The following is a 12,618-nucleotide window of genomic DNA, read 5'->3' as shown; positions in this document are numbered from 1 at the left end:
ATAACATTACTCTTGAAAAGGGTCACGGTTGGCTCGCCCAACTGCCACAAACGCCATAGGAGAAGCTCGGTGGAACCAGTTTGTCGTTAACGACCCGATTCGCAAGCGTGTTGATATAGGTGATATAGCGCGCATTTTTGCCTTTGCCGACAATGCCGGTATACCAGCTGCTCAGAATCGCCCCGGCCAGCCTGGCGCTTGCCGCCTCAGTTTCAGCAAACTTCAGGCGTGCCTGTTGTAACAGGTCGGGCTGATGCGTTAACAGGTTGCTGAGATGAAAAAGTGCCGCGCTGAAGTTTTTCTGCGTCTGACTGAACGCATCAAACAGCGCACTGCCTACCGTGTCATTGAGCTCGTTCTGTTGTGTCAGTTGCTGTGAAACCAGCATAAACACATCAAGGGCATCTGCCTGCATGTTCGGTTGCGCGGCGTTGAGAGGCGCCAAAGGGAACAGATGGCCGGTCGCACTGGCCACAGCGACAAGCCCAACCATCTTCAGCACGCGTCGGCGTGAATAGTGATTCATCATATTATCCAGTCAAAAAGCTGCCTTTCTCTGGCAGCAAATCCTTCTTTGGCATACGAATAGTGTGTTGCCAGAATGCATCGCGTCCTGGATGCTTTGCCTTACGTCATCGCTAAACTTGACGAAGTGATGACTGCGACGACCTGCTCTGATTAACTCTATCGACAAGCCAGCCACTGTCCTTTACGTTAGGCATGCAAGAAATCTTTTTCCTGTCAGCGGTAAACCCAGCATGATGCTGTGTGATCCTTCACCAGCGCCTGGACAGCGTTATCCTGTTGGCAGTCGTTAAACCAGATGGTTATTTGGGTTATGAATATATTAAATGGATAGTAAACAAATTTGATACGAAGCGGTACTGACTGTTGAGACGGGTGAGGTGTGTGAACCTGTTACGTCAGGCTGTCCTGCGTGTTGTGCCGGCGGCAAGCTGATCTCTTTTTCCAGTCGGTTATTTAGCCGGCCAGACAAGGCTTTATTTTTGTGTGAGAATCCCGGCAGGAAACATGCCAGGCTCAGCAAAATGATCGGGCAACCGACGCCCGTCCAGAACGCAATTGCCAGCAACACGATGGCGGCACCGCTGATGGGACGACGGATGTTATCAAGACAGGCAAATGCAGCTCAAAAAAGTCGACAAACTCACGTGACAGCGTCACACGGATAGCAATCGCTGAGGCATTACGCTTCGCGTTGCGCCACGACCACCGGCACCGCCAACTCTACATAGATCCGTGCAAAAATTCGGGTTTCCACGCTACGCCTTGCCGCACCGTTTCCCACATTGTAAAGGCCATCACCGCATGAAGCATGGCCTGGAGCGCATGTCCGGTGATAATGGCACTAATCGCGAACCCGGCTAACAGCGGGTAAAGCAAACAGGAGACATTTTCCGCCATGACCCGCAACAGGGTGAGAGTCAACTTTTTACTGTGACGTCGCCCCAGCGTTTTCAGGGTTGCGATGGCGGTATGTGGCGCGGTATTCGGTAGTGTCGCTCTGGAAGAACACATGATTTTCTTTTCGTAAACTGTTAAAACTGAGCGGTCGCTCAAGTACCAGCGCATCATAATTGCGTGATTGCTCAAAGTTAATTCAGGAGTCAGGATGCAAGCATCAACACAAACCGCCGGGGAAACACTGAAAGAAAAAATTCTGGCGGGCGCCGTCGCGCTTTTTCTTGAAAAGGGGCTCGAAAAGGCCACCACACGCGAGCTCACCGCGACGCTGGGCATTTCACGCAGTCATATCTATCACTATTTTCCTGACTGGCACACGCTGACCTTAACGGCGCTGGAGCGCTTTATGCAGGGCGAACTCGACGACTTCGCCCGTGAACTGGCCGCGCTGGATCCTGAGCAGCAACTATACTGTTTAATCGAAGGACATATTCCTGATGCGGCGGATTCCGGCTGGCAACTTTATGCTTCAGTGTGGCAGATGGCTGGCCATCACGATGATTATGCCGGACTGGCCGATAAAATTACGGCCGGCTGGGATGCCCTGCTCTGTCGCATTCTTGAGGCTGGCGTCGCACAGGGATACTTTCGGATTGAGGATGTTGCGCGCAGCGCACGCCAGCTCAACGCCATGCTGAATGGCTATGCCGATCTGCTCAGTATTAAGTCTTCGCCTGAGAGAGTCGAGCAGGTGATGTCTGATATTCATCACTTTGTAAAACTGCTGCGTTAACCGTATCCGCAACAACAGCGTGGGGTTGACGCCCACCGACATTAAAGGAATGTTAAACAGAAGTTATAATTATATTTACTCTTATCCTTATATTGTTTCATCTCTATGGCGCACGTTTTACATTTTGATGGTTGATTAATCTCAAATTTTATCGCTTATCCGCACCGAAACGGTTGCTAACACACTTTATTTTTACTTAGTAAAACGCATGCGTGATCCGATAAGCGCGTGTTTTTTGGCACTTTATTGATTATCTGTTTTAAGAAAAGTTGCTTACTTAGTGACGAAATTAACGGTAAGCAACTGTTTTATATAACAAATGAATTAATAAAAAGACATAAAATTAATCATTGAGTCCTGTGTTAAAAAACAATATATTGGCCGCGTTTTTAACATGAGTTCTAAATTTTATTCACTTATCCAACTGCAGCGTGATGCCACGCCCGGTTGTAGGAGAGATATGATGACGGATAAAGTCCGTATTGATAGTTTGAATGCGAATACATTAAACGGTAACAATGAGTCTTATCTGGCACGCCAGGCCGAGTTTGAATCAAATGTTCGAAGTTATCCGCGTAAATTGCCGTTAGCGATCGCAAAAGCTAATGGCGTCTGGATCACAGACGTTGAGAACAAACAGTATCTTGACTGTCTTGCCGGTGCCGGAACGCTTGCGTTGGGTCATAATCATCCTGACGTACTGCAAAGCATCCAAAATGTCATTACCAGCGGCTTGCCGTTACATACTCTCGATCTGACCACGCCATTAAAAGACGCGTTCTCAGAATATTTGCTCTCTCTGTTACCGGGTCAGGGCAAAGAGTACTGCCTGCAGTTCACTGGTCCTTCTGGTGCGGACGCAGTTGAAGCCGCGCTGAAACTGGCGAAAAAACACACGGGCCGTTCAGGCGTGATCAGCTTCTCCGGCGGTTATCATGGCATGACCCACGGTGCGCTTTCAGTGACAGGTAATCTGTCACCGAAAGAAGCCGTGGACGGCATGATGCCGGAAGTGCAGTTCATGCCTTATCCGCACCTTTACCGTTGCCCGCTGGGCATTGGCGGCGAAGCCGGTGTTAAAGCGCTGACCTACTACTTCGAAAACCTGATCAACGACGTTGAAAGTGGCGTACGTAAACCGGCTGCGGTCATCCTGGAAGCCGTTCAGGGTGAAGGCGGCGTCAATCCTGCGCCAGCAGAGTGGCTGCAACGTATCCGTAAAGTCACCAAGGAGCACGGCATTCTGCTGATCCTGGATGAGGTTCAGGCCGGATTTGCCCGTACCGGTAAATTCTTTGCCTTTGAACACGCCGGCATTGAACCCGACATTATCGTTATGTCAAAAGCCGTCGGTGGCGGTTTGCCATTAGCCGTACTGGGTATTAAAAAGCAATTTGATGCCTGGTCGCCTGGCCACCATACCGGTACATTCCGTGGCAACCAACTGGCCATGGCAACCGGTCTGACAACGTTGAAATTGCTGAAAGAAAACAACATCGCTGACAGCGTGGCAGAAAAAGGTGAGTGGCTGAAAGGCAAACTGGCCGAGCTGCAAAAACGTTATCCGGCGATTGGCAACGTCCGTGGTCTGGGTTTGATGATCGGTATCGAAATGGTCAAACCAAACGAAGCACAGGATCACATGGGCTGCTACCCGGCTGATGGCGAGCTGTCTGCGCTGGTGCAGAAAAAATGCTTCGAAAATGGTCTGATTCTGGAGCGTGGCGGCCGCCACGGCAGCGTATTACGTCTGCTGCCTTCTCTGCTGATCAACCATGATGAGCTTCAGGTTTTCCTGGATAAGTTTGAAAACGCCCTGCTTGCCGCAGGCGTCGAAGCAGTTTAAGTGGAGTAAGTTCGATGTCACGGTCAAATCCTATTCTGGCGTCCTCGGTGCAAAGCACAGAGGCTTATCAGCAGGCTATCGCTCAAAGCAGCGCGGCCGTTGTTAAGTGGCTGGAACAGCCTGAAATGTATCAGGGCAAAACGGTTGCAGAACTCCGCGAACGCATCAAGCTGGACTTTAATCCAGAAGGCCTGGGTAACCAGGCCGCCATTGAGCGCGCGATTGAGTATTTCCTGAAAGACAGCCTGTCTGTTCATCATCCACAGTGTGTTGCGCATTTACATTGCCCAAGTCTGGTTATCAGCCAGGCCGCTGAAGTACTGATCAACGCCACGAACCAGAGTATGGACTCGTGGGATCAGGCACCTTCTGCCACGCTTATCGAAATGAAGCTGATCGAGTGGTTGCGCGAGCAGGTTGGTTATCAGGCGGGTGATGCAGGCGTCTTTACCAGTGGCGGCACGCAGAGCAATCTGATGGGGCTGATGCTGGCACGCGATGCCTTCTTTGCCCGTCAGGGTCATTCCGTGCAGCAGGACGGCCTGACTGGCGATCTGAAAAAAATCAAAGTTTTCTGTTCGGAAAACGCGCACTTCTCAGTGCAGAAAAATATGGCCCTGCTCGGCTTAGGCTACCAGTCGGTCACGTTGGTGAAATGCGACGAGTTTGCGCGCATGGATATGACGGACCTGGCTCAGAAACTGGCACAGGCCAAAGCCAACAACGAGCAGGTGCTGGCGATTGTCGCGACGGCGGGCACAACGGATGCGGGTGCTATCGATCCGTTACGTGAGATCGTCAGGCTGGCGGCTGAGCAGCACATCTGGGTTCACGTTGATGCGGCCTGGGGCGGCGCGCTGCTGCTGTCCGAGAAATATCGTCATTACCTGGATGGTCTGGATCTGGTGGATTCCGTTACGCTGGATTTCCATAAACAATTCTTCCAGACAATCAGCTGTGGCGCTTTCCTGTTAAAAGAAGCCCGTCACTATGAGCTGATGCGCTATCAGGCCGCTTACCTGAACTCTGAATTTGATGAGGCACAGGGCGTACCAAACCTGGTATCAAAATCTCTGCAAACCACGCGCCGTTTCGATGCGCTGAAGCTGTGGATGGGACTGGAAGCGCTGGGCCAGAAACAGTATGCCGAAATTATCGATCACGGCGTCACGCTGGCACAGCAGGTTGCGCAGTTTATTGAACAGCAGGATGCGCTGGAGCTGGTAATGAAACCTCAGCTGGCGAGCGTCCTGTTCCGTTATCGCTCACATCAGTCCGCGGGCTGGAGCGATGCTGACATTGCGCTGTTCAACCAGCGCATCGGCGATGCATTGCTGGAATCCGGCCGGGCCAATGTCGGCGTGACCGAGCATAACGGTATGACCTGCCTGAAAATGACGTTGTTGAACCCAACGGTGACCCTGGAGGACATTACTGTCCTGCTGGCACTCCTGGAGAAAACAGCACAGTCATTGCTGTAAGCCTTTCTTATTCTGCCTGACTCAGGCCGGTAATTTTTACCGGCCTTATTTATTTGTGAAGACTGTCCGCAAGGCTTATCGTGCCGGTGGACAATGTCGCCCCACAGCGCCCCTGACTGAACTGACTTGCGCCACGCAGCATCGTGCTGCAGGATAAGACTTTTACAGCATTTACCGGAAAGACTATGACCGCTCACGTCTCTAACGATCCCCTGCACGGTATTACACTTGAAATGCAGGTCAACAGCCTGGTGGCACGATATGGCTGGGCTGAACTGAGCAAGCGTATCAATATCAACTGTTTTAAAAACGATCCCAGTGTGAAGTCCAGCCTGAAGTTTCTTCGCCGGACGCCCTGGGCGCGCGCTGAAGTGGAAGCCCTGTACCTGGCTTCACGGGATGACGCGCAACCGGATTCCACACCGTCATCCGATGAAGATCCGTGGTCCAGTTGGCGCCGTGATAAAACCTGATGAAGATTGCGCGCACGCTTCAGACGTAAAAAAGCCCGCGTCAGTGATGACGCGGGCTTTTTCATATTATGGCATTACAGCGCCATATCGTGCTTCGCTGGTTCAGGTGTTTTATCACTTTTCGCCGCGGGAGCTTCAGCAGGCTTAGTGCCCATGTTAATAACCGGTGGCTTCGTCAGCTGCAGCGTTGCAGCCGTTTCATCCCACACCTGCTGTGTCAGTGCAGGATTGTCGTTCAGTTTCTGACCGTAAGCAGGAACAATTTTACGGATTTTTTCCTGCCATTCCGCAGACTTGAATTGCTCCGGGAACAGTTTCTGCATAACGTTAATCGCAATAGGTGCAGCGGTTGATGCGCCTGGCGATGCGCCCAGCAGTGCAGCAACGGTTTTCTGCTGATCGGTCACGATTTCTGTACCGAGTTTCAGCACGCCACCTTTCTCTGCATCTTTCTTGATGATCTGTACACGTTGACCGGCCTGGATCAGCGTCCAGTCTTCTTTCTTCGCATCAGGATAGTATTCTCTCAGCGCAGCAAAGCGGTCATCATCGCTCAACATGACCTGACCAATCAGGTATTTCACCAGATCGAAGTTATCCAGGCCCACATGGGTCATTGGCATAAAGTTGTGAGTCGTCGTCGAGCTCAGCAAGTCAAACAGCGAACCGTTTTTCAGGAACTTGGTTGAGAACGTGGCGAAAGGTCCAAACAACACGACACGTTTGCCATCGAAGTAGCGTGTATCAAGATGTGGAACGGACATCGGTGGCGCACCCACAGAAGCCTGACCGTAAACTTTGGCTAAATGACGCTCAGCAATCTGCGGGTTTTTGGTGACCAGGAATGAGCCGCCAACCGGGAAACCTGCATAATTATCCGCTTCGGGAATGCCGGTTTTTTGCAGTAACTTCAGCGCACCGCCGCCCGCGCCGATGAACACATATTTTGCGTCTACCGTGCGTTCGCCGCCATTTTTGGCATCTTTGATGGTCACGTGCCAGGAGTTATCGCTGTTACGTTTGAAGTCAGTGACTTCAGAAGACGTTTCCAGACGGAAATTATCATGTTTCTTCAGGCTACCAATCAACTGACGGGTAATTTCACCGTAGTTAACGTCGGTCCCGACAGGCGTCCAAGTTGCCGCCACTTTTTGTTGAGGGTCGCGACCTTCCATCACCAGAGGTGCCCACTGCGCAATCTGTTTGTGATCGGTGGAGAACTGCATACCCTGGAACAGGACGGTTTTCTGCAACGCCGCGTAGCGCTTAGTCAGATAATCCACATTATCGCCCCATACAAAACTCATATGCGGCGTAGAGTTGATAAATGAACGCGGGTTATTTAACACGCCGTCTTTCACCTGAGAACTCCAGAACTGGCGGGAGATCATGAAGGCTTCGTTAATTTCCAGCGCTTTGGTCACGTCAATAGAACCATCAGCACGCTCAGGCGTGTAGTTCAGTTCCATATTGGCGGAGTGGCCGGTACCGGCATTATTCCAGCCATTCGAGGATTCAAGTGCCACACCATCAAGCTTCTCAACCATGATCTGTTTCCAGTCCGGTTGTAGCTCTTCCAGCAGGGTGCCCAGAGAAGCACTCATGATACCGCCGCCGATCAGCAGAACGTCTGTTTTTTCTGGTGAATTTTCAGCATGGGTGACTGAAGAAACGAGTAACGCTGCAAGCGAAAGTGCAGGTACGAATTTAGTTGATTTAATCATTCGGAATCTACAATTAACGTGGAGAAGTAGTTAAAAAAAGTCCCGAAAGTTTAAAATATTGTTATTGCGTAGTTAATGTGAAAATAGTTAAAAAATTAAAAGCTTCTTTATTTCGATTAATTTAGTTACAAAAGGTTAACTTCATTATCGATATATTTTAACCACACAATAAAGGGGCGTTTTGCAATATACAATGCCCTAAGGCAAATATTTTCAGCGCGCGGTGATGAGAAATGATGCGACAGCTTTTACTCGCAGGAAGGCTAAAACACAAAGAGGAAAGCGCGCCGTTCCAGATAAGATATTACGGATAGTGAGTCTCTCAACGGTGATAAAAGCGGCTCTTTATCACTGACCGGTCAAGGGGATCCTCAGTGACGGATCTGCGCCAGATCATCCGCATTAAGACCCGTCATTTTCATTACCGTCTCGTTATCCAGGCCGTTTTGCAACATAGTACGGGCAATTTTCAGCGTGGCTTCACGTTCCCCTTCAGAACGCCCCGCTTCATGTCCCAGCTGAATGCCCTTTTCGATGCCTTTTTGTTCGAGCTGCTGCGCGATGGTCATTAGTTCGTCTCCATGTTGCGGCACACGTTGTGCCAGTTCTCTGACCAGGGCTTCGGCATCCGAAGTTTCCCCTGTCTGCACAATGTAGTGTATCAATGATATGACTTGTGATGAAGAAAGATAGCCTGCCAGCAATACCGGGACAAGCGTATCCATCAGCTCCGCAAAATCACGCTGATGGATATGCTTCTGGAGCAGTGTCAGCGCGGCCATACTGCGATGACCCGCAATTTCTTCATCAGGAATCACGGTGACATCCACCAGCGGGAAGGGTTCGGCATAGAGTCGGGCTGCCAGTACGGGATCGCTGAATGCATCGAGCCAACGGGTCGAGTAGGGATAGGGGCTACGTTTCCCGGTATAGAAGAGGACAGGAATCACCAGCGGCAGACTTTTGTGGCCGGCTTCAAGGTGACGTTGCATGGCCGCCACCGCGTACCGCAGTAATCTGAAAGCCATCAGTTTATCCGGGGAGGACTGATGTTCGATCAGTACATGGATATAGCCCTCCTCGTCTCGTGTCGTTTTCAGACTGTAGAGAACATCACTGAAATACTGGCGAAGGTCGTCTTCCACAAAAGAGCCGGATTCCAGTTTCAATGTATTCAGATCACAAATAGCGCGTAATTCGGCGGGAAGATGCAATTCCATAAAGTCACGTGCAATCTCGGGCTGCGAGAGAAATTGTCGAAACGTTGCATCGTGAGGCATTGGCGTGCCGTTCTTCTTCTTCATCAACCCTGACTCCAGAATAACAAGCTGACATTTCATTGTGGCAATAAGATGCCTCTGGGGGATAAGCACGGAAAACACGCGCAATGACGCACGATAGCTTTACTTTTGGGGAGCAGCATTGACCTGAATCAGTCCTGCCTGTGTGGTGAGTTTTTTTAAACTGATGATCGCTGGCCATGAAACTGTACTGGTGGTACGACTTCGCGTATGTTGCATCGCGAACCTTACTATTGCTGATACTCACTATGAATGACTCCCGGCCCCACCGTTCGTCTAAAAAACGCCCCATGAAACTCAGCACGCTCTCGTCTCTGATGATGGCTGCTGTGTTGATGACCGTCTTGTTAAGCGTACATCTGCTTTACTATGTGCAGATTGATAACTTCACACGTGCGCATGTGAAAGATAAGGCCCTGGCCGTGGCGCGAACGCTGGCTGACAGCCCGGAAATCCAGCAGGCGCTGACCCAGCCTGATGGCAGCAAGATCATTCAGCCTATCGCCCAGGCAACGCGTAAACGTAATGATTTGCTGTTTGTCGTGGTAACAGATATGCGCGGTATTCGGTTTTCGCATCCGAATCCTGATGCGGTTAACCAACATTTTGTCGGTGAGGATATTAACCCTGCTTTACAGGGTCATGAGAACGTTGCGGTTAATCATGGCGTTCTGGTCGAAGCACTCCGAGTGTTTACACCTGTGTTTAATGCCAGACACCAGCAAATCGGCGTTGTGGCTATTGGCATCTCAGTGAATGACGTTGCCGCACAAGTCACAAAAAGCCGCTGGAATATCTTCTGGACGGTATTATTAGGCGCGTTGGTCGGCATGCTGGGCATTTTCATTTTAGTAAAACGCCTGAAGCATATTTTGCTGGGGTTAGAGCCGTACGAAATCTCCAGTTTGTTTGAAGAGCGTCAGGCTATCCTGGATTCGATTAAGGAAGGCGTCATTGCCGTCGACGATCAGTCCCGCGTCAGCCTGATCAATCAGGCAGCGTCACAATTATTGAAAGAGACGACGCGTGAAGCCTTTCTGAGTGGCGATCGCGTACCGGAAAATGCGCAAATGCTGACCCATCTGCGTGATGCGTTGCATGAAGGCAAAGCCGCATATGATGAAGAACTTAACGTGCGCGGCAAAATACTGATCAGCAACACCGTACCCGTGCGTAGTCGCAGCAGTATCATTGGCGCGGTGAGCACCTTCAGGGACAAGACAGAGATCAGTCAGCTAATGCAGCGTCTCGACGGCATGGTAAACTATGTGGATGCGCTGCGTGAACGTTCCCATGAATTCATGAACAAACTGCACGTGATTCTTGGGCTGCTGCACATGAAAAACTATGCGCAGATGGAAGAGTACATCCTTAAAACGGCCAATAACTACCAGACCGAAATCGGTTCGCTGTTGCAGAAGATTAAATCACCGGTCATTGCGGGTTTCCTGTTAAGCAAAATTAATCGTGTGACGGATGAAGGCCATCAGCTAATTCTGAGCGAAGCCAGCTACCTGCCAGACAGCGGCAGTGAACAGCAAATTGCCGCATTAATAACGGTGCTGGGTAACCTGATTGAAAACGCCCTTGAGGCGCTTGACCCGGATATGGACGGTGAAATTCACGTCATGCTGCACTACCAAAACGGCTGGTTGTCATGTGAGGTCAGCGACGATGGTCCCGGCATTCCTGCCGATCAGCTGGCAACCATTTTCGAACGTGGCGTTTCCACCAAAGGTGAAGATCGTGGCGTTGGACTGTTTTTACTCAAGCAACAAACGGAAAGTCTGGGCGGTAACGTCAGCGTCGAATCCGAGCCAGGCGTGTACACGCAGTTTTTAGTACAGCTTCCGTGGGAAAGAGGAAATATTAACGAATGATCAATGTGTTAGTTGTAGACGATGATGCCATGGTGGCCGAGCTGAACCGATGCTACATCGGTCAGATAGACGGTTTTACCTGTTGTGGCACTGCGTCCACGTTACTGCAAGCCAAAGAACGCCTGTTGCAGACCGATCCGGCCGTTGATCTTATTTTGCTGGATATCTATATGCAGCAGGAAAACGGACTGGATTTGCTGCCGGAGCTGCGCAGCGCCGGTCGTCCGATTGACGTGATTATCATCTCGTCAGCAGCGGATGCGGCAACCATCAAAACCTCGCTGAATTATGGTGTTGTGGATTACCTGATTAAACCGTTTCAGTTTTCGCGCTTTGAAGAAGCATTGACCGGCTGGCGACAAAAAAAACGGCTCATGGATAATCATCAGTTTTATCAACAATCTGATGTCGACCAGTTGCTGCACGGCAACCCGGCGAACGCCAACGAGACAAAACGTCTGCCTAAAGGACTGACACCGCAAACACTGCGTACGCTTTGCCTGTGGATTGATGCGCATCCCGGAACGGAATTTTCCACCGATGAGCTGGCAACGGAGGTCAATATTTCTCGTGTATCTTGCCGCAAATACCTGATTTGGCTGGCACAAAGCAATATTTTATTTACGAGCATTCATTACGGTGTGACAGGTCGTCCGGTTTATCGTTACCGTCTCCAGCCTGAGTATCACGCACTTTTACGTCAGTACTGCCAGTGATGTAGCGGAAGCTGTGATCCAGCAATGTAAAATCAAAGTGACGTTGTGACGAGCAGATGATGCGTTTGTCGCGCGTCACGAAGATAGCCTCTATGCCGGGATAGGCTTTCAGATAGTCGCTCCCCTTTTCAATGCCCATGCCATAGATCAGCGTGGTAAAAATATCCCCATCAATTGAGTGATCTGACACAATGGTTACGCTGAGTAGCGCGTTATCCAGCGGATAGCCGGTATGCCTGTCCAGGATATGGTGGTAGCAGACCCCTTCCTGTTCAAAGTAACGTTCGTAAATCCCGGAAGTCACTACGGATTTATTCGTTACGTTAATCACCCCAAGCAGCGCGTCCGAAGCGGCAAAGGGTTTTTTTAAACCAATTGCCCAGCCTTCCTGCGGTGCATCAGGCGGCGCGCCGAGCGTTTGCACATTGCCGCCAAGATTGATGAGCGCGCTGTCCACACCCTGCTCATGTAAAAATGCCTGCACCCGATCGGCAATATAGCCCTTGGCAATCGCACCCAGATCAATCTCCATGCCCGCTTGCTTCAGAAAGACCGAACGGTTCGTCGCATCAAGTTCAATATACTCAGGATGGGTTAAGGCGAGTTTTGCCTGTATCTCTGCCCGCGCCGGCACGCTTTTCCCCTGAAAGCCGATCTTCCAGCATTTGACCAGCGGTCCGATGGCCAGATTAAAACTACTTTCAGGCAGCAGGCTGACCGCAAGTGCACGCTCAATTAACCTAAACACGGGCTGGCTGACGCTGACGGGATGCTGACCGGCCGCATGATTAATCGCCATCACTTCGGAGTGCTCGCGATTGACGGTAAGCACATTCTCATACTGTTTGATCAAGCGAAAAACCTGACCTGCCAGCGCCTCATTATGCTCATACAGCTTAAGCAGAATGGGCGAGCCCATCAGGACGGCGGAATAGGCGTACACGTGCGAATCAGTTTGCATAAGCGACAGGACTCGGGG

General features: G+C 50.7%; 10 protein-coding genes and 1 pseudogene. 6 read left to right on the top strand and 5 right to left on the bottom strand.

Annotation, left to right across the window (positions count from 1 at the left end; translation table 11 throughout):
* Positions 1–22: 22 nt before the first annotated feature.
* A complete protein-coding gene (locus GC087_RS23500; protein ID WP_324030743.1) occupies positions 23–526 on the bottom strand; it encodes a sugar dehydrogenase complex small subunit in 504 nt (167 codons plus the stop codon).
* Between the two features lie 432 nt (positions 527–958).
* A pseudogene (locus tag GC087_RS23490) lies at positions 959–1,539 on the bottom strand (ABC transporter six-transmembrane domain-containing protein); the annotation flags it as partial.
* 94 nt (positions 1,540–1,633) lie between these two features.
* Between GC087_RS23490 and GC087_RS23485 the strand changes: the two are divergent.
* The 4 genes from GC087_RS23485 (at position 1,634) to GC087_RS23470 (ending at position 6,018) form a co-directional block, all read left to right on the top strand.
* On the top strand, positions 1,634–2,218 hold the full coding sequence (locus tag GC087_RS23485) for a TetR/AcrR family transcriptional regulator (RefSeq protein ID WP_039339320.1): 585 nt from the start codon (positions 1,634–1,636) through the stop codon (positions 2,216–2,218).
* 463 nt (positions 2,219–2,681) lie between these two features.
* Positions 2,682–4,064 carry a diaminobutyrate--2-oxoglutarate transaminase gene (locus tag GC087_RS23480; protein WP_324030742.1) on the top strand — a complete coding sequence of 461 codons (1,383 nt, stop codon included), beginning with the start codon at positions 2,682–2,684 and terminating at the stop codon, positions 4,062–4,064.
* Between the two features lie 14 nt (positions 4,065–4,078).
* Complete coding sequence (locus tag GC087_RS23475) at positions 4,079–5,545, top strand: pyridoxal phosphate-dependent decarboxylase family protein (RefSeq protein ID WP_324030684.1); 1,467 nt, start codon at positions 4,079–4,081, stop codon at positions 5,543–5,545.
* Positions 5,546–5,730: 185 nt separating this feature from the next.
* Positions 5,731–6,018, top strand: coding sequence for a VF530 family protein (locus GC087_RS23470; protein WP_054687883.1), 288 nt, complete (start codon positions 5,731–5,733; stop codon positions 6,016–6,018).
* A gap of 74 nt (positions 6,019–6,092) precedes the next feature.
* Here the strand turns inward: GC087_RS23470 and mqo are convergent, their stop codons facing one another.
* Together mqo and GC087_RS23460 are read right to left on the bottom strand one after the other, a co-directional pair.
* Positions 6,093–7,742 carry a malate dehydrogenase (quinone) gene (gene mqo, locus GC087_RS23465; protein WP_324030683.1) on the bottom strand — a complete coding sequence of 550 codons (1,650 nt, stop codon included), beginning with the start codon at positions 7,740–7,742 and terminating at the stop codon, positions 6,093–6,095.
* A 371-nt stretch (positions 7,743–8,113) separates the two neighbouring features.
* The gene (locus GC087_RS23460) at positions 8,114–9,046 is read right to left on the bottom strand and encodes an Rpn family recombination-promoting nuclease/putative transposase (protein WP_205952993.1); all 933 of its coding nucleotides are present in this window, start codon (positions 9,044–9,046) and stop codon (positions 8,114–8,116) included.
* 287 nt (positions 9,047–9,333) lie between these two features.
* On the opposite strand from GC087_RS23460, the gene GC087_RS23455 reads away from it, so the two are divergent.
* Positions 9,334–10,923, top strand: coding sequence for a sensor histidine kinase (locus GC087_RS23455; protein ID WP_058702581.1), 1,590 nt, complete (start codon positions 9,334–9,336; stop codon positions 10,921–10,923).
* Positions 10,920–11,639 carry a two-component system response regulator DcuR gene (gene dcuR, locus GC087_RS23450; RefSeq protein ID WP_006122071.1) on the top strand — a complete coding sequence of 240 codons (720 nt, stop codon included), beginning with the start codon at positions 10,920–10,922 and terminating at the stop codon, positions 11,637–11,639. Before GC087_RS23455 ends, dcuR begins: the two co-directional genes overlap by 4 nt.
* On the opposite strand, the gene GC087_RS23445 is transcribed toward dcuR, so the two are convergent.
* Positions 11,545–12,600, bottom strand: coding sequence for an FAD:protein FMN transferase (locus tag GC087_RS23445; RefSeq protein ID WP_058702471.1), 1,056 nt, complete (start codon positions 12,598–12,600; stop codon positions 11,545–11,547). The genes dcuR and GC087_RS23445 overlap by 95 nt on opposite strands.
* Positions 12,601–12,618 lie beyond the last annotated feature (18 nt).

This window comes from Pantoea sp. JZ2 (genome assembly GCF_035191405.1).
GTDB lineage: Bacteria > Pseudomonadota > Gammaproteobacteria > Enterobacterales > Enterobacteriaceae > Pantoea > Pantoea stewartii.
Note: the sequence above shows the minus strand (reverse complement) of the source record. Positions and strands in the feature narration are given on the sequence as shown.

What these genes read in the sequence shown, in the direction of transcription:
- GC087_RS23500 (WP_324030743.1), bottom strand. Translation starts at nt 526, where the DNA reads ATGAATCACTATTCACGCCGACGCGTGCTGAAGATGGTTGGGCTTGTC.
- GC087_RS23485 (WP_039339320.1), top strand. Translation starts at nt 1,634, where the DNA reads ATGCAAGCATCAACACAAACCGCCGGGGAAACACTGAAAGAAAAAATT.
- GC087_RS23480 (WP_324030742.1), top strand. Translation starts at nt 2,682, where the DNA reads ATGACGGATAAAGTCCGTATTGATAGTTTGAATGCGAATACATTAAAC.
- GC087_RS23475 (WP_324030684.1), top strand. Translation starts at nt 4,079, where the DNA reads ATGTCACGGTCAAATCCTATTCTGGCGTCCTCGGTGCAAAGCACAGAG.
- GC087_RS23470 (WP_054687883.1), top strand. Translation starts at nt 5,731, where the DNA reads ATGACCGCTCACGTCTCTAACGATCCCCTGCACGGTATTACACTTGAA.
- mqo (WP_324030683.1), bottom strand. Translation starts at nt 7,742, where the DNA reads ATGATTAAATCAACTAAATTCGTACCTGCACTTTCGCTTGCAGCGTTA.
- GC087_RS23460 (WP_205952993.1), bottom strand. Translation starts at nt 9,046, where the DNA reads ATGAAGAAGAAGAACGGCACGCCAATGCCTCACGATGCAACGTTTCGA.
- GC087_RS23455 (WP_058702581.1), top strand. Translation starts at nt 9,334, where the DNA reads ATGAAACTCAGCACGCTCTCGTCTCTGATGATGGCTGCTGTGTTGATG.
- dcuR (WP_006122071.1), top strand. Translation starts at nt 10,920, where the DNA reads ATGATCAATGTGTTAGTTGTAGACGATGATGCCATGGTGGCCGAGCTG.
- GC087_RS23445 (WP_058702471.1), bottom strand. Translation starts at nt 12,600, where the DNA reads ATGCAAACTGATTCGCACGTGTACGCCTATTCCGCCGTCCTGATGGGC.